The 14,774-nt window shown below is 49.4% G+C and carries 14 protein-coding genes; 3 read left to right on the top strand and 11 right to left on the bottom strand.

From position 1 onward, the window contains the following. Nucleotides 1-7: 7 nt before the first annotated feature. The gene (locus EKK48_05110; GenBank protein RTL44631.1) at nt 8-2,326 is read right to left on the bottom strand and encodes a PBP1A family penicillin-binding protein; all 2,319 of its coding nucleotides are present in this window, start codon (nt 2,324-2,326) and stop codon (nt 8-10) included. Further along, nucleotides 2,268-4,688, bottom strand: coding sequence for a serine/threonine-protein kinase (locus EKK48_05105; GenBank protein RTL44630.1), 2,421 nt, complete (start codon nt 4,686-4,688; stop codon nt 2,268-2,270). The genes EKK48_05110 and EKK48_05105 overlap by 59 nt, the downstream gene beginning before the upstream one ends. Before the next feature lie 349 nt (nt 4,689-5,037). Between EKK48_05105 and EKK48_05100 the strand changes: the two genes are divergently transcribed. From EKK48_05100 to EKK48_05090, 3 genes are all read left to right on the top strand, one after another. Then, nucleotides 5,038-5,349 carry a hypothetical protein gene (locus EKK48_05100; GenBank protein RTL44629.1) on the top strand — a complete coding sequence of 104 codons (312 nt, stop codon included), beginning with the start codon at nt 5,038-5,040 and terminating at the stop codon, nt 5,347-5,349. An 88-nt stretch (nt 5,350-5,437) separates the two neighbouring features. Beyond that, nucleotides 5,438-7,030: a response regulator gene (locus EKK48_05095; GenBank protein RTL44628.1), complete on the top strand. Its 1,593-nt coding sequence runs from the start codon at nt 5,438-5,440 to the stop codon at nt 7,028-7,030. Nucleotides 7,031-7,069: 39 nt separating this feature from the next. Further along, nucleotides 7,070-7,732 (top strand): response regulator transcription factor, encoded by a 663-nt coding sequence (locus EKK48_05090; protein ID RTL44995.1) that lies wholly within the window; start codon nt 7,070-7,072, stop codon nt 7,730-7,732. Between the two features lie 139 nt (nt 7,733-7,871). Here the strand turns inward: EKK48_05090 and EKK48_05085 are convergent, their stop codons facing one another. From EKK48_05085 to EKK48_05045, 9 genes are all read right to left on the bottom strand, one after another. Beyond that, nucleotides 7,872-8,630 carry a sigma-70 family RNA polymerase sigma factor gene (locus tag EKK48_05085; protein RTL44627.1) on the bottom strand — a complete coding sequence of 253 codons (759 nt, stop codon included), beginning with the start codon at nt 8,628-8,630 and terminating at the stop codon, nt 7,872-7,874. A gap of 246 nt (nt 8,631-8,876) precedes the next feature. Further along, nucleotides 8,877-9,149, bottom strand: a complete 273-nt coding sequence (locus tag EKK48_05080; GenBank protein ID RTL44626.1) for a hypothetical protein — start codon at nt 9,147-9,149, stop codon at nt 8,877-8,879. A 64-nt stretch (nt 9,150-9,213) separates the two neighbouring features. Continuing rightward, nucleotides 9,214-9,906, bottom strand: a complete 693-nt coding sequence (locus EKK48_05075; protein RTL44625.1) for a sigma-70 family RNA polymerase sigma factor — start codon at nt 9,904-9,906, stop codon at nt 9,214-9,216. A gap of 120 nt (nt 9,907-10,026) precedes the next feature. Continuing rightward, nucleotides 10,027-10,761, bottom strand: coding sequence for a sulfite exporter TauE/SafE family protein (locus EKK48_05070; protein RTL44624.1), 735 nt, complete (start codon nt 10,759-10,761; stop codon nt 10,027-10,029). A 19-nt stretch (nt 10,762-10,780) separates the two neighbouring features. Then, entirely contained in the window at nt 10,781-11,455 is a 675-nt protein-coding gene (locus tag EKK48_05065) for a response regulator transcription factor (protein RTL44623.1), read from the bottom strand. Nucleotides 11,456-11,606: 151 nt separating this feature from the next. Then, the gene (locus tag EKK48_05060) at nt 11,607-12,701 is read right to left on the bottom strand and encodes an NADH:flavin oxidoreductase/NADH oxidase (GenBank protein RTL44994.1); all 1,095 of its coding nucleotides are present in this window, start codon (nt 12,699-12,701) and stop codon (nt 11,607-11,609) included. 203 nt (nt 12,702-12,904) lie between these two features. Then, nucleotides 12,905-13,360: a hypothetical protein gene (locus EKK48_05055; GenBank protein ID RTL44622.1), complete on the bottom strand. Its 456-nt coding sequence runs from the start codon at nt 13,358-13,360 to the stop codon at nt 12,905-12,907. A gap of 206 nt (nt 13,361-13,566) precedes the next feature. After that, nucleotides 13,567-14,172 (bottom strand): TetR family transcriptional regulator, encoded by a 606-nt coding sequence (locus tag EKK48_05050; GenBank protein RTL44621.1) that lies wholly within the window; start codon nt 14,170-14,172, stop codon nt 13,567-13,569. A 211-nt stretch (nt 14,173-14,383) separates the two neighbouring features. Further along, on the bottom strand, nt 14,384-14,650 hold the full coding sequence (locus EKK48_05045) for a hypothetical protein (GenBank protein RTL44620.1): 267 nt from the start codon (nt 14,648-14,650) through the stop codon (nt 14,384-14,386). Nucleotides 14,651-14,774 lie beyond the last annotated feature (124 nt).

Here is a 14,774-nt window from a genome sequence, read left to right as displayed (position 1 = left end):
TGGTGATCTAATTGCTAGTAGGCGCAGCCGTCGGGGTTTCGCCACGGAGTGACGGGGCAGGCTCGGGCCCTGGTTGGTGGATTTCCGGGGCGCGGAGAGGTTCCTGCTGCGGTTCTGGTGCCTTAGCCGGCGTTTCTTCTTTGTGACCATCCGCTTGTGGTTGCAATGGCTCGGTATGAGTTTGACCGTCGGTGACTGGCTTTTGGTTTGGATCTTCCGGCGGCGGAGGTGCGTCTGGAATCTTTTGATATGCGCCGTCTTGCTCGTCTTCAGTGCCGTTGGTGTTCGCCTCACTGTTGGCGGCTTGTTCACCGTCGCCCGAATTGGAACTTTCGCTGGCGTTCAATCCTGCTTCAGTGTCTTCGATTTGTTTGAGCACACTTGGATTGACTCGCGAAATCTTCTTTGCAAATGGCACTGAAGGTGTGTCGAATGCCACTGTAGGCGGTTCATGGGTCTTGTAAAAATCCGTCATGTAATCGTGCCAGATTTTCGCCATGACAGTGCCGCCCGTTACGTTACCGCGCACTTCGCTGTAATCGTCGTTGCCGCCCCAGACTGCTGTGACTGTGTCAGGCGTGAAACCGACAAACCATATATCGCGTGCTTTGTCCGCCGTGCCTGTTTTTCCGGCTACTGCAATGTTCGGCAATCTCGCCAGTGTGCCGGTGCCTTTGTTGACTACGTCTTGCAATATGTCGACCAACTGCAAAACAGGTTCGGAAGGAAATACCGATTTGGGCTGCGCAACAATCTCTTGCAGTTTGTGACCTTGATTGTCATCGATTTGTCGAATCATCTGCCAGGGCATGAAAACGCCCTTGCGAGCTAACGTCGCATACGCGTTAGCTAACTCGAGCGGTGAAACGGCTGACGCGCCCAGCGCCAGTGGCAGGTCGTTGTTCAGTGGGCTTGTGATTCCCGCTGCTCGCGCGGTAGCAATGATTTTATCTGGTCCAACTGCCTGTGCGATTCTGATTGAACAGAGGTTTCTGGACAGCATCAGTGCCGTTCTGACAGTGATTTTGCCCAGGTACCGACCATCGAAGTTTTTGGGAGAATAGCGTTGCCCAAAACCGACATTGATGGTCAGTGGCAAATCATCAAGCACCGTATCTGGTTTCAAAGCATCGTCCATGATGCCTGTCAGATAAACAAAAGGCTTGAATGAAGATCCTGCCGTGTGAGGGTTGGTGGCCCTGTTGAACTGATGTAAACGGTAATCACCGACTCCGCCGACCAGTGCCAGTACTCCGCCATCTTTGACACTGATTGTAACCAGGGCACCCTGGCTGATGCCGTTCGGTGCAGTTTCAATACCCTTATTTAATTCCTTCTCGGCTGCGTTTTGCGCTTCCGGGTCCAGGTTCGTATAGACTCGCAGACCGCTGCCCCACAACTGTGTTTCTGAGAATTGATTTTTGAGGAGCTGAACGACGTAGTTTGCATAGTATGGATACGGCTGCGTCGGTGCTGCACCTTTGCGGAAAACAAGCTTCTTGGCTTTGACGCTATCAGCCTGTTCTTGCGTGATGAAACCTTCTTCTGCCATAGCGTCGAGCACCTGGTGCTGTCTGTCGAGCGCATCGTCAAGGTACCTGGGGTCGCTCATTTTGGATGGGGCTCTAATTAACCCTGCCAGAAACGCCGATTCTCCGATATCGAGTGCACCGGCGTGTTTGTTGAAGTAGGTGCCGGCCGCACGTTCGATGCCGTAAACACCTCTGCCGAAGTAGATATCGTTCAAATAGGTTTCCAAAATTCTGCTTTTGGAATTATTCAACTCCACGTCAACTGAAAGCAGCGCTTCCATGATTTTTCGCTTGGCACTGCGATCTTGCGGATCAAGATAGAGATTGCGCACCAGTTGCTGGGTGATTGTCGAACCACCCTGGCGCATGTGCCCTGCCTTCACGTTTGTCAGGATAGCTCTTGTGACACCCCATGGGTCGACACCGTGATGTTCAAAGAAGCGATGATCTTCAGCTGCGATGGCGGCGTGGCGAATGTGCGAAGACATCTTCGCAAGTGGAATGGGAATGCTGTCTCTATCTGCATAGACAGTGGTGATGTGGTGGTTGAAACGGTCGAATAAAGCGACTCCGTTGCCTACTTCATACACCGTCGGTAGTGTCGAGAAGGCCGGAATACCGAGCGATATTTTGGTCAGAATCCAGGCCAGGATACCGATGAGAAACATCAGGATAAGCCATTTCAAGCCCGCCATAACCGGATTTGATTTGGGCTTGAAAGCATTCACAGGTTCATCACTGTCCTGATAGTACTTTTTGTGCCTGGTCTGTTTTGCGTAATTTCGTAAGGACATTTGCGTAATACTTCTGGGTTCTCAAAGTTTTCGGATTGTTTGCTCCAAGAATCTGTTTCTGAGTTTCGTAGGCGCCTTTGTAGAAAGGTTCGGCTTTTGCGTATTGTTTCTGTTGATCGTAGAGAACCGCGAGACAGAACTGATTTTCCGCCACGGTTTCATTTCTGTCACCAAACTTCTTCTGGTAAATCGATAAAGCCTGTTGCAATTGCGACTCAGCAGAAGCGTATTTGCGGGTGGCAAAATCGAGTGTGCCCAGGCAAAGCAGCGTGTCCGCCGTTTCGATGTTCCCGGGCGTCAACTTCGTGGTGCGAATCTTCAGGGCTTTGTTATAGAGCGCTTCGGCATCTTTGTATTTGCCGTCGTATTGATAAACCTGAGCCAGCGCATTGCAGACAGAGGCGGTCTCAGGGTCGTTTGGACCTTTTGCATTCTCGATGATTTGTTTTGCCTGGAGCAGATACTTTTTCGCGTCGGCTATTTTGCCTTCCTTGAGAGCGAGATTTCCCAGTTCGAAAGATGTTCGTGCAAATTCGATGTGGTCGTCGCCACTGAAATCTTGGTCGATCTTGAGTGCCTTGTTCAGAGCTTCTCGCGCTTTGCCGACTTCGCCTTTCTTTGTATAGATATGACCAAGCCCATTCAAGGCGTGGGCGATAAAACTTTGTTTTGGCTCTTTTGACTTATTTTCTATGTCGAGAACTTGTTGATAGCTTGAAATTGCCCCATCGTATTGAAATGCTTCGCGCTCGATGTCGCCCAACAAGTTTAGTGCTTCAGCTTTGCGGTCGTCTGTTAAGTCATTTCTTTTGAGGGTTTCGTTAATTTGATTAGTGGCGCTGCTGTAATCGGCTTTGTTGTAGAAATTGGACGCGATGTCCATGGAGTTATCAAATGAAACTGTGTGTTGAGCTGGTTGACCTGTCGACTGAGGGCGATTGCTGGCAATCTTGACGGCGACGCCCAGACCGACTATCACCACGACCACGGCGGCGGCGATAGGCGCCCAATGCATCCATGCAGGTTGTGCAGGTTTTTTGTGAGAGCTAGTCCAGCGTCCGGCACCCTGTCCAGCTTGACCAGACTGTCCGTTCGCTGCTGCACCAGAAGTGCCCTGCTGTGCTCCCGTGCCTGAGGTTGGTGGCTGCGACCCCGCATCGGCACCTGAGCCAGCAACTGCCTGACCAGAGGAAGGCAACGGCGTGGTCGCTGCGTTAGCTGGAGTCAGTTCTGCGTTGTTTGGCGGTTTGGTTTGTTTTTGCGGTTTGGTAATTTCTCTTGTGTTTTCCAGTGGAGTAGCTGGTTTCACAAGTGGTGTCAAAGTGGTGCTGCTTTGCAGTGAACCCAACACTTCCGGATCAAGCACCACCCCTGGTGTGTTGATAGCGAATTCGAGCAACGCATCTTTTAATTCGTGCATTGTCTGGTATCGGTCGGCTGGTTCCTTCGCAAGGCATTTGAATACAATCGCTTCCAGCGCTTCTGGAACCTTCGAGTCAGGGTTCGCATCGAAAAATTTGTTTGGCGCTTCGTTGACCTGCTTGTACATGCACTCCATCGGATCTTGTCCGAAGAAGGGGGAGCTCCCAGTCAGGGTCCGATACATCACGCAGCCAAGGGAGTAGATGTCCGAGCGGATGTCGAGGTTACGACCGCGGCACTGTTCAGGACTCATGTAAAGTGGACTGCCGAAGACTTCGCCCGTGGCGGTCAGATGGCTTGACTCGCTTTCGTCGCCGCTGGGCAGTACTTTGGCGATGCCGAAGTCGACGATTTTGACGAAATCTTTGCGCTGATCGAATTCGACAAGCATGATATTGCCCGGCTTAAGATCTCGATGGATAACTCCTTTTGAATGAGCGTGAGCTAATCCGGCGCAGGCCTGGGCGAAGATGTTGGTGGCGCGGCTGGCCGGCAAAAGACCGAGTTCATCGAGCACTTCGGCCAGATTGGTGCCCTCGAGGAAGTCCATGACGAGGTAAGGCGCGCCCTCAGGCGTCAAACCGAAATCGAACACCGCCAGAATGTTGGGGTGGTTGAGTGCGCTAGCCGCCTGTGCTTCTTGCTGAAATCGTTTTAAATTTGAGGCTGAAGAGACGTATTGCGGGTGCATCATTTTGATAGCGACAATGCGCTTCATCAATATGTGCTTGGCTTTGTAAATCATGCCCATGCCGCCGCCACCGATGGTTTCGAGCACTTCGTACTTCTCACCGATGATTTTGCCGACCATGTCCTCCTGGACCAGGGGAGTCAATGTCGTGCCGTCATGAGGGCAGACAGCGGTATCCCCGCTAAACTCCTGCCCGCAAGAGATACAGGCTTTTCGGGTGACGGATTTGGCGGTGTTTTCGAGGTTCACTGAGGACTATTGACTTCCATTGGATCGCGCTTCTGTCTTCTAATAGCTTACTAGACGAGCGGCAGACATGCTAATACCCGGTATACATTGCTAAATGCGACCATTAGAGGGCTTTCAGGCATGACCTTGCTGCACCGAATCTGGTGGCTCTGTGCGACCGCATTTGGTTGCTAATAAATTCGTGTCATGCGGACCTGTTTTGGGTTGATATTAATGTCTTGTGGATTATTGTCAACGAAAACTGGCTTGCAGACTGTGTCTATTTCAAACTACAGTTTGAGTAATTTGGAACTAATTACTGCTTTATTCGCCAATATTTTAGTGGAATTCAATGAAAGGTGGAGTGAATATGACACTCGATCGTGACAGAAGTAACGAGCGAAAGGCGGAGCCATCCGCGTTTCTCACAGGTGAAGCAAAGTCATCATGCCAGGATGGCAACGCAATTTACGAGATCGATAATCTCGATCAGGCATTACGGTTGGCCGCTAAATTGCATTATGGTGTTCTTGCAGGCTCTGACTCTGAGCTTTGTTCGATAGTCGAAAAACTGAAGCGACTGGCAGTTCGCGAACTCGACAAGGGCGATGGACGCAAAGTGGAGAGTGTGCGCGTAGAGCGCCGGCTGGATGGTTCTGTCTCAGTTTTTTTCGGTATTTAATTGACCATTGCTTCAGGTTATACTGAGATTAAGCAATTTCAGGCTGATGCGTTGAGCGATCGGTAGCTTTTTCTGTTTTGGAGCGACGATGACGACGGGCGAAAAAATCAATATTCTGCTGGTCGACGATCGCCCTGAAAATCTGCTCGTTTTGAAAGCCACTCTTGGATCACTTGGATGCAATCTTGTCGAAGCGCAGTCTGGTAAAGAAGCGCTTAAATACTTGCTGGATCAAGAGTTCGCAGTGATTTTGCTCGACGTCATGATGCCGGAAATGGACGGTTTTGAAGTGGCGCGAATTGTTCGTGAAAGAGAAAAATCGAAGCACACGCCAATTATTTTCGTCACGGCAATGTTTCTCGATGACCAGGACGCCTTTCGCGGTTATTCCGTCGGTGCCGTCGACTACATCATGAAGCCGTTTGCGCCTGAGATTTTGCGTTCCAAAGTTACAGTGTTCGTCGACTTGTTCAGAAAGACTGAAGAAATTAAGCGGCAATCAGAACACATTCGCGCTATGGAGCAACGTGAATACACAGCCAAGCTGCAAGCAACAGAAGAACGATTGCGGCAGGAGGCTGAGCGTGAACGGAATGAAGCTCGTGCGATCCGCTCGGTTCTTGTTCATGCTCCAGTGGGCTACGCCAGACTTGATAGGAATCATAATTTTATTGAGACCAATCAAATGTTCGCGGATCAATTTTCATTAAGTGAAGATGTCGCCAATCAGTCCATTTTCACGGCTTTACCTGGATTGCCGCCGGCAGTGCGAGAAGCTGTGGAGAACAGCCGTCCTTATCTTGTCCATGATTTGCAGGTTTATGAAGGCACCGGGAGTGAAACCAGCCGTTACTGCGACCTGGCAGTATGGCCTACCTCGAATAGAGAACAGTTTACAGGCACTATTCTTATCGGCACTGACGTGACTGAGCGTGTTTTACTCGATCTTCAGCGCAAAGACTTTGTTGCTACATTGGCACACGATCTGCAAACGCCTGTTATCGCCTCCGATCGCGCTTTGCTCTTGCTGCTTGGAAAAATTGATGGCAACGTTTCGCCAGAACTGGTCAGCTTTGTGCAAATGCTGAAAAAGAACAATGAGAACCTGCTGCACATGATTGAGAGTCTTCTCGACATTTATCACTATGAGGAAGGTGCTAAGGCCCTGTACTGCGATGAGGTCGACTTGAAGCTTTTGGCAATGACCTGTATTGATGAGCTTGCTGCCCTAGCTGCTGAGCAGAATGTGACACTTATTTCAGATTTTCCTGCTGAATTGCATTCAGTTTTTGCAGATCGCACTGCTATTCGCCGCGTTATTACAAATCTTCTTGACAATTCGCTTAAATTCAGCAAGGGTGGGACTGTCACTGCAAGAGCAAGGAATCAAGCTGACACAGTAGTTTTCGAGGTCACAGACAATGGCATCGGTATTAAACCTGAAGACAAAAGTCATTTATTCGAACGTTATTGGCACGGCACTGGGCACAAGTCATATAAGGGAAGCAGCGGCTTAGGTCTTTACTTGTGCAGGCAAATCATCGAGTCTCACAACGGGCAAATCGAATGTGATACAAGTGTTGCTAAAATGACCACATTCAGATTCACGCTGCCGGTTCGTACGGCAGATGATTCGGAGCCGACAAGTGATCCCCGACGCCTAAAGCAGAGTGCTGTGTAGATGCCAGAAGACAATACGGAAAATTCAGATAACCGAGATATCAAAATTCTGATCGTTGAAGATCATGAATTCACGAGAATGGGTCTAAAGCTGAGCTTGGAGCAGATCTCCGGTTTGAACATTGTTGGAGAAGCATCAGACGGTGCCGATGGATTGAAGCGCACTATCGAAGCCAGACCGGAAGTCGTTCTCATGGATATTGAGATGCCAAATATGGACGGCATCGAGGCTACGAAGCAAATTAAGGAACAGGCTCCAGACGTGCGGGTGATCATGCTCACCTCTCACAAAAGCGACCAGACAATCTTTGCAGCACTGAGTGCTGGTGCTAATGGATATTGTTTGAAAAACATTGCTCCACAGCAGCTTTCTACAGTTATTAAGATGGTTGCCGATGGCGCTGTCTGGCTTGATCCTGGTATTGCCAATCGCGTGCTCAGTGCCTATTCGTTAACTGAAGCACAACCAGCGGTGGTGACAAAAGCGCCTCCGAAAGCACCGAAAACTAATATCTCACTCTCGCCGCGAGAGACTGAGGTTTTGCGCCTGGTGGCCGATGGATTGAGCAATCAGAAAATCGCTGAGCGATTGGGTCTGGGACTGGAGACAGTCAAAACTCATATGCGCCATATCATGGAGAAATTGGCTGTTTCTGATCGCACCGAAGCTGCCGTGAAGGCTATGAAACAGGGCATCGTTTGATCGTATTGTTTGCTCGTTCCATCTGGATACGGTTGATCACATCTGTGCTCGCACCATGTGCGGCTTCGCTTCTAAAAAATCGAGTGAATGTCGGGGGACATCCACTCGAGGCTCTTAAACTTTGTTGTGAGGAACTAATCTAAGCTGATTTTTCTGCTCGGAATTGTGGGCGCAAGATATTTTGCACTTTTGTGCGAGCTCTGGAGATTCTTGATTTGACGGTGCCGATATCTGTTTGTGTTATTTTGGCAATTTCATCGTAAGGAAGGTCTTCGACTTCTCGCAAAATGATTGCCGTTCTGAATTGACGTGGCAGAGTTGAGATTGCTGCATCTACGGTTTTACGCAAATCTTTGCGGTCGTAAAGCTCATCCGGTCCCGCAGCTGGGTCAGCCAGGTCGCGTGTTGGGCTGTCTTCATCATCGCCATTCATCGGAGCATCGAGTGAGAGGATGACGGTTTGGCGCGGACGTTTTCGTAATTCATCATAGAAAAGATTGGTGACAATTTGACCCATCCAGGACTTGAATGCTTTTGGGTTTTGCAACTTACCGATGCCTTTCCAAATTCTGATACACGCTTCTTGAGCCAGGTCTGCCGAGTCGTTCCAGTCTGGAGCAAGTTTATAAAGCATGGCGTAGAGGCTGCGTTGATGACGCTTAATAAGAACATCGAAGGCCGCCTGATCGTGTTGCTGACACAACAGTACTAATTGAGTGTCATCCATCTCATTGTAGTTGTTACGGACCAGGCTCAGAGTTGTTTGTTTCGCTTCTGTCTTCGCGGTTTTCATATCGCCTCCAGGCGTCGAATTGCTATCCACTCCTTCATAGTACTGAGCCAGAGAAGCGGTGTAATCCAGCCTTTCAGGTATCCACCGATCGGGGTACCCTCGCATACCTCGACGTTGGAATGACGCATCCTGTGGGCGATAAAACTTGTGCGGCTATGCACTGTATATAAAAGTTGGAGTTTATAACTTCGATTTTAAGTTACATGGAGCGCACGCGTCTTACGTGCATCACGTCGAGTGCATCCTTCACGTGCACCCGGGACGGGTGCGCTCCATGACTTAAAATTACGTGGGCGGGTGCGCTCCATGACTTAAAATTACGTGGGCGGGTGCGCTCCATGACAATTTTCACTACGCAGCACTTGGTCTCTTTGGTTTCCAACTGATTGAACACACGCCATCCACGCACACTCCAGCGCTTTCGGCGTTTGCCTTTATGGACACAACGTTGTCGTTGAGCGACTCGTTCTTATCGTTTGATTTGTCTTCCAGTGTGGTCTTGGGCACTGTCGTGTCCGAGAATGCGGTGCTTACGTGCAACGCAAAAATGTTGTCACCGCATAGCTTTGCTGAGATGGCAGCGGAAAGTTTTTCTGTATTTGAGTTGTTTTGTGCAAATTTCATTTTGTTCATCCTTCTATCTTCCCGATGGTGAGTCTGAGCTGATTGCGCAGACTCAGTGAGAGAACTAAGCTGATTTTTCAGCGCGGAATTGAGGGCGCAAGATGTTCTGCACTTTGGTTCTTGCTCTTGAAATTCTCGACTTGACTGTTCCGATGTCGGTTTGTGTGATTGCAGCGATTTCGTCATAAGGTAAATCGTTTACTTCGCGCAGTATGATTGCAGTTCTGAACTGGCGTGGAAGCGTTGCAATAGCGGCTTCAACGGTTTTTCTCGTATCTTTTCGATCGTAAAGTTCGTCCGGTCCAGCTGCTGTGTCAGGAATGTCACGTGTTGGCGATTCTCCTTCTTCGTCACCACCGATGGGGGCATCCAGCGACATGATGACAGTTTGACGTGGGCGTTTTCTTAATTCGTCATAGAAGAGGTTCGTGACGATTTGACCCATCCAGGACTTGAAAGCTTTTGGATTTTGCAGTTTGTCGATGCCTTTCCAGATTCTGATGAAGGCTTCTTGAGCCAGGTCGGCGGTATCGTTCCAATCCGGTGCCATCTTATAGAGCATGGCGTGTACGTTGCGCTGGTGACGGTTCATGAGTGCATCGAACGCAGCCTTATCTTTTTTCTGGCACAACAGAACAAGTTCAGAGTCTTCAAGCTGTTGGTAACGGTTGCCGCGAACTAAAGTGAGTTTTGGTTGTTCAGATTTCGATTTGAGGCTTGTCATAGCTGTCTCCGATTTGTGATGCATTGCGTCCATGAACACATCATAAACAGCCGAAACGCCCGTGTAATCCAGCTTTGCAGGTATCCACCTGTTTCGGTATAGGGTGTGACGACTTTATATCACCCGATCTCGGAGACGATTAACGGGCGGGCTTTAAGCGACTAACAACTTTGCCGATGCTATACCGAGTACGAGAGCCAGGGTTCTTTTTAGAGCATTTTGCGAAAAAATATTTGCGCCAAGATGCGATCCAATCACACCGCCTGCGAATGCTGCTACCAGGAAGGACCAGTCTGAGCCGATTACAAAGGAATTGGTTAGTAGTCTTCCTGTTATTCCAGCGATTGAGTTTATTACTATAAAGAGTGCGGCAGTTCCGGAGGCGTGCTTGGCGGTATCCCAACCGGCGATCACTATAAGCGGGCTGAGAAAAATTCCGCCGCCGATTCCGACTATGCCTGACAGCAATCCTATAGTCGCACCGCAAACCGCTGCCAGAGCCGCATTGGGTTGTTTTAGCTCAGCTGTTGCTGTTTCTTTTGGTGGCAGCAGCAGGCGTATTGCCGCCACTAACAAACTGATGGCCAACAACCCCTCATATATATTGTTCGGAACTTTGATCATACCGCCGATAAACGCGGCTGGAACAGACGCCACCAAATATGGTGCAGTGTTTTTAAGGTTCAAAAAACGGGAGCGATAATATGATGCCGCCGCGGTAGACGCCACCAAAATATTGAGCATCAATGCTGTGGAAGATGCGTTTTGTTTCGGCACAGACATGAGTGCGAGAATGGCAAGATATCCCGAAGCGCCTCCATGTCCTACCGATGAATAGAGGAGCGCTACGATGAAAATAGCAACTAGAGAAAAGCTGTTTGGCTCCATCAACGGCTGTTTCGCATGTTTACTGAACGCGTAATTTGTAGCCGACTCGCGGAATCGTCTGAATTATAGAGTCATCGGAATCGCCATCGATTTTTTGGCGCAATCGTTTGATGCAGGTGCGTAATGCCTCTGATGTAGCATCACTTTCTGAATGCCAGACTCGTTGTAATAAGGAGTCTCCACTAAAGACTTCGTCGGGATGTCGCATCAGGAATTCCATCAACGCAAATTCGCGCGGTAATAACTGAATCTCTTTTCCAGCCCTGGTCAATTTGTACTTGCCTGGATCGATCGATAAATCTCCAACAGTGAGAATATTCGAGTTCGAACCGGAGGCTCTGCGTAGTACAGCGCGCAGTCGCGCCGATAATTCCTTCATATTGAATGGCTTGGTGAGATAATCGTCGGCTCCGGAGTCAAGACCGCTCTCTTTATCTGAAATGCTGTTTTTGCCGGTGAGCATGATGATCGGCGATTTGCCCTGTTCTTGACGATACTGACGGCAGATTTCAAGTCCTGAAATTTCGGGCAGCGACCAATCCAGGATGATGGCATCATATTGACAAAGTCTCAGCCTGTCCAAGCCTTCGCGACCGTTGTGGACTACTTCCACGGAATGGTGTTCGAAAGAAAGCCATTCGACGATCATGACGGTCAAATCAACGTCATCTTCAACAATTAGGATCTTTGCCATAGTCTGCCGTAACTCATAAAATTCCCTCTAAATATACAGCGCGGCGCAACAAAGTTCCATTCTTAGGCACCTGCAAAGTTCCGTTGTCCATAGGTCCCGCGAACCAGGCACAATCATAGCTAAGCAGTCTCATACTAGAGAGGCTTATGAATTACAGCGCATATGTATATCGTCGCGGCAGTGCCTCGGTTGCAGGCAGTCCGAGTTGTTTCGCAGCCCTGAGAGGCCAGTAGGGATCTCGCATCAATTCCCGAGCCAACAGGACAATATCAGCCTGGTCTTTCTGGATGATTTGATTGGCTTGCTCGGGTTCTGTGATCATACCGACTGCCGCAGCAAGGATATTCGCCTCAGCCTTTACCTGTGCGGCCAGCGGCACCTGAAATCCGGGCGCATAGGGATATCTATCGCCGGCACGCACGTTGCCGCTGCTGCAATCAATGACGTCTACGCCTTCAGCCTTGAGTATCTTTGACAGGGCAACGGAATCTTCGATAGTCCAGCCGCCATCCACCCAGTCGGTCGCCGAGAGCCGTACTGACATCGGGTAGCCTGCCGGCCATTCGCTGCGAATAATTCGAGCGGTTTCGACGACAAATCGTATTCTGTTTTCAAAGCTGCCACCATATTCATCTTTGCGGAAATTAGACAGTGGTGAGTAGAAACTGTTCAGCAGATAACCGTGTGCCGCGTGCAACTCCACCCACTTAAATCCGGCTTTTATTGCTCGTTGCGTAGCCAGACGAAATTTTTCCTGAATCTCTTTGATTTCGGAAATCGTCAATTCATGCGGATTACGCCACTCCGGATTGAATGGCACCGGACTTGGTCCAACTACTTCCCAGCCTCCCTCGTCGTCTTTCAGGTCAACCTTTGCATGCCGAGATGCTGCTTTCCATGGGTTCAGGGTTGATCCCTTGCGCCCCGCATGAGCAAGTTGAATTCCGGGAACAGCGCCCCACTCTTCGATGAAGCTGGTAATTTTCTTCAGCATCTCGATATGTTCATCTTTGTAGATGCCCAGATCGTCCGGCGTAATACGTCCTCTCGCTTCAACACCCGATGCTTCGCAAATTACCAGTGCTGCACCACCAACTGCTCGGGAGCCCAGGTGGACCAGATGCCAGTCGTTGGCGAATCCGTCAACTGAACTGTATTGGCACATAGGAGAAACACCGATGCGATTTTTCAAGGTGATGTCGCGAATCTTCAGCGGAGAAAATAGATTCGGTTTCTCTGCCACCATATTTGATGCAGATGCTGGAGATGCTTGCTCAGATGTCATTGAATGAGGCTCCCAAAGTTACGTGGTTTATTAGTTTATCCGATTGGTTTGGATTTTGTGGGGCGGCGCGCGCCACGATTTGCTGGCGGGCTTTTCGTGACGCGCGGCGCAGTCTTCGTTTGCAGTGGTGTCGTGGCGCTCGTGGCGCACGATCTATAAAACTGTCAGGCTGCCAGCTTTTCCTCTCTTTCTGGTTGCTTGCTGGCTGCCAGAATTTTTTCCAGGGTTTGTTCGGCTCGGACTGATACGTAAGGATTCTCATCGTTTACGAGGGTGATCAGCAAAGTGACAGCGATGTTCGGATTGTCGGCAAGCTCGTAGCGTACGATTGGATCTTCGTCTTTCGCCAGTTTCCAGAGAATTTCCTCGGAGACCGCCGGATTTTCGGCAAGCGCAGAGCGCACCTCTGGATGCGAGTCGGTGACGAGCATTCGCTGAATGAATAGTGGTGTGAGCTTATTTTCGGCTACCCTGACGCGGATCGTGTGGTCAGTGCTGTGCGCAAGTTCAGCGAGAATGCACAGGGGCGTTTCCGGATGACCGGCACTGAGATAACTCAGCCAATAATTGGAAGGACGATGGAGCGTTCCAGAAAGAAGATCGGAAGATGATGTGCACATGGTTTATGACTCCTGCTTTTAAATTGTGACGGTGGAATTTGGGTTGGAATGATTGGTTGATCGGAGTTATCCGATTAGATTGGGGCGAATAGGCGAATAGATTGAATCTGCAATTTAGGGGCGAATTTGTTGGCTGAATCGACCGGTCTATTACAATTGGCGAAACGAACGCTGCGCCGCTTCATCACTTTAGTCGCAAAGTTTTCCTAGGATGGGACTTTCAAAAAGTGGTTGAACATCAAATTGATGAAGCCCTTTATAGGCTCAGTATTTTTGAGAATCTTGGCGCGAGCAATGGCGCCCTTCATCGAATAATTGAAAAATTCTGCCAGTTCCGTGCTGTTGTAGCACTGAGGAATTTCCTTGAGATCTTGTCCTTCCTTGATGCAACTGGCAAAAGCAGCCGTCGATTGATCGCCTATTTCTTTGAGGCGACAGCGGAAAACTTCGTTTTGATCCGCCATTTCCTGGCTTAAGTTGTCGATCAGGCAGCCCTTCCGGCACTCATTCAACTCGATGTTGGCAATCAAATCATCGCAGTAATTTCGCAGCCGGGTGAGAGGCGTGACACTCTTATCTTCAAGTGCTCTGCGCTTTTTCACGACGATGTTGTCATTGAAATAGTTGATTATTTGCAGCCCGAACTCTTCTTTGCTGTCGAAGTAGTAGTAGAACGAACCTTTAGGCACGCCTGTCTTCTGCAACACTTCCATGATGCCAGTGTTGTTGTAACCTTTCTCGATCATGATATCGATGCCGGCTTCAAGTAACTGTAGCTTGGTGCTTTCTTTGGTTGTGCTTGTTCTAACCATGGCTTCAAACTGCCTTTCAGATGTTCTAGTTGCGCTGTCACTTTTACATATTAGACCGGTCGTCTAGTTTCGTCAAGAGGCGCGGAAGAAATTTTCTGAAAGGCTCAGCAGTGGGCGATTATTTCTGAAAAATACCCCTAGAACGCCCGAAGCGCCAGTTGCCTGACGCCCGAACTGCCCTAAACTTTTTAAAACGGAGAATTGGTGGCTCTTAGTCGAGTGGGAACCAACGTCCTTGCTTGTCGCCTATCCAGTAGCCCAGATCCTGTGATTGCACCATGCAGTAATTAGCAGTGCGTTTTACTTTGGTGCCACTCGCGTAGACAGCTTGCAATACGCGTCCTTCGCTGTCGGTATCAATAGTGGTGCCATCACACAAAACGCTTGTATTTACTCCAGCCATTGTTGTTGTCAGCTGACGTTGATTGATTGCGGCGGGCTGGTAAATGGCAGGGTTGAATACTAGCGTTCCGGACATCGGGTGTAACCTCTCTTGGTTCAGATACTAAGGTCGATTTGTGAGTTGTTGGTGAGTGACTCGAATCACAATCGCTTGTTCAGGGGGCGCAAACCTTATGCACCTATTAAGCAATAAACTTGTT

The organism is Candidatus Melainabacteria bacterium (assembly GCA_003963305.1).
Lineage (GTDB): Bacteria > Cyanobacteriota > Vampirovibrionia > Obscuribacterales > Obscuribacteraceae > PALSA-1081.
Note: the sequence above shows the minus strand (reverse complement) of the source record. Positions and strands in the feature narration are given on the sequence as shown.

Bases quoted from the DNA above. Each gene is read 5' to 3' on its own strand.
- EKK48_05110 (RTL44631.1), bottom strand. From the start codon at position 2,326: ATGTCCTTACGAAATTACGCAAAACAGACCAGGCACAAAAAGTACTAT.
- EKK48_05100 (RTL44629.1), top strand. From the start codon at position 5,038: ATGACACTCGATCGTGACAGAAGTAACGAGCGAAAGGCGGAGCCATCC.
- EKK48_05095 (RTL44628.1), top strand. From the start codon at position 5,438: ATGACGACGGGCGAAAAAATCAATATTCTGCTGGTCGACGATCGCCCT.
- EKK48_05085 (RTL44627.1), bottom strand. From the start codon at position 8,630: ATGCGAGGGTACCCCGATCGGTGGATACCTGAAAGGCTGGATTACACC.
- EKK48_05080 (RTL44626.1), bottom strand. From the start codon at position 9,149: ATGAAATTTGCACAAAACAACTCAAATACAGAAAAACTTTCCGCTGCC.
- EKK48_05075 (RTL44625.1), bottom strand. From the start codon at position 9,906: ATGGACGCAATGCATCACAAATCGGAGACAGCTATGACAAGCCTCAAA.
- EKK48_05070 (RTL44624.1), bottom strand. From the start codon at position 10,761: ATGGAGCCAAACAGCTTTTCTCTAGTTGCTATTTTCATCGTAGCGCTC.
- EKK48_05065 (RTL44623.1), bottom strand. From the start codon at position 11,455: ATGGCAAAGATCCTAATTGTTGAAGATGACGTTGATTTGACCGTCATG.
- EKK48_05060 (RTL44994.1), bottom strand. From the start codon at position 12,701: ATGGTGGCAGAGAAACCGAATCTATTTTCTCCGCTGAAGATTCGCGAC.
- EKK48_05055 (RTL44622.1), bottom strand. From the start codon at position 13,360: ATGTGCACATCATCTTCCGATCTTCTTTCTGGAACGCTCCATCGTCCT.
- EKK48_05050 (RTL44621.1), bottom strand. From the start codon at position 14,172: ATGGTTAGAACAAGCACAACCAAAGAAAGCACCAAGCTACAGTTACTT.
- EKK48_05045 (RTL44620.1), bottom strand. From the start codon at position 14,650: ATGTCCGGAACGCTAGTATTCAACCCTGCCATTTACCAGCCCGCCGCA.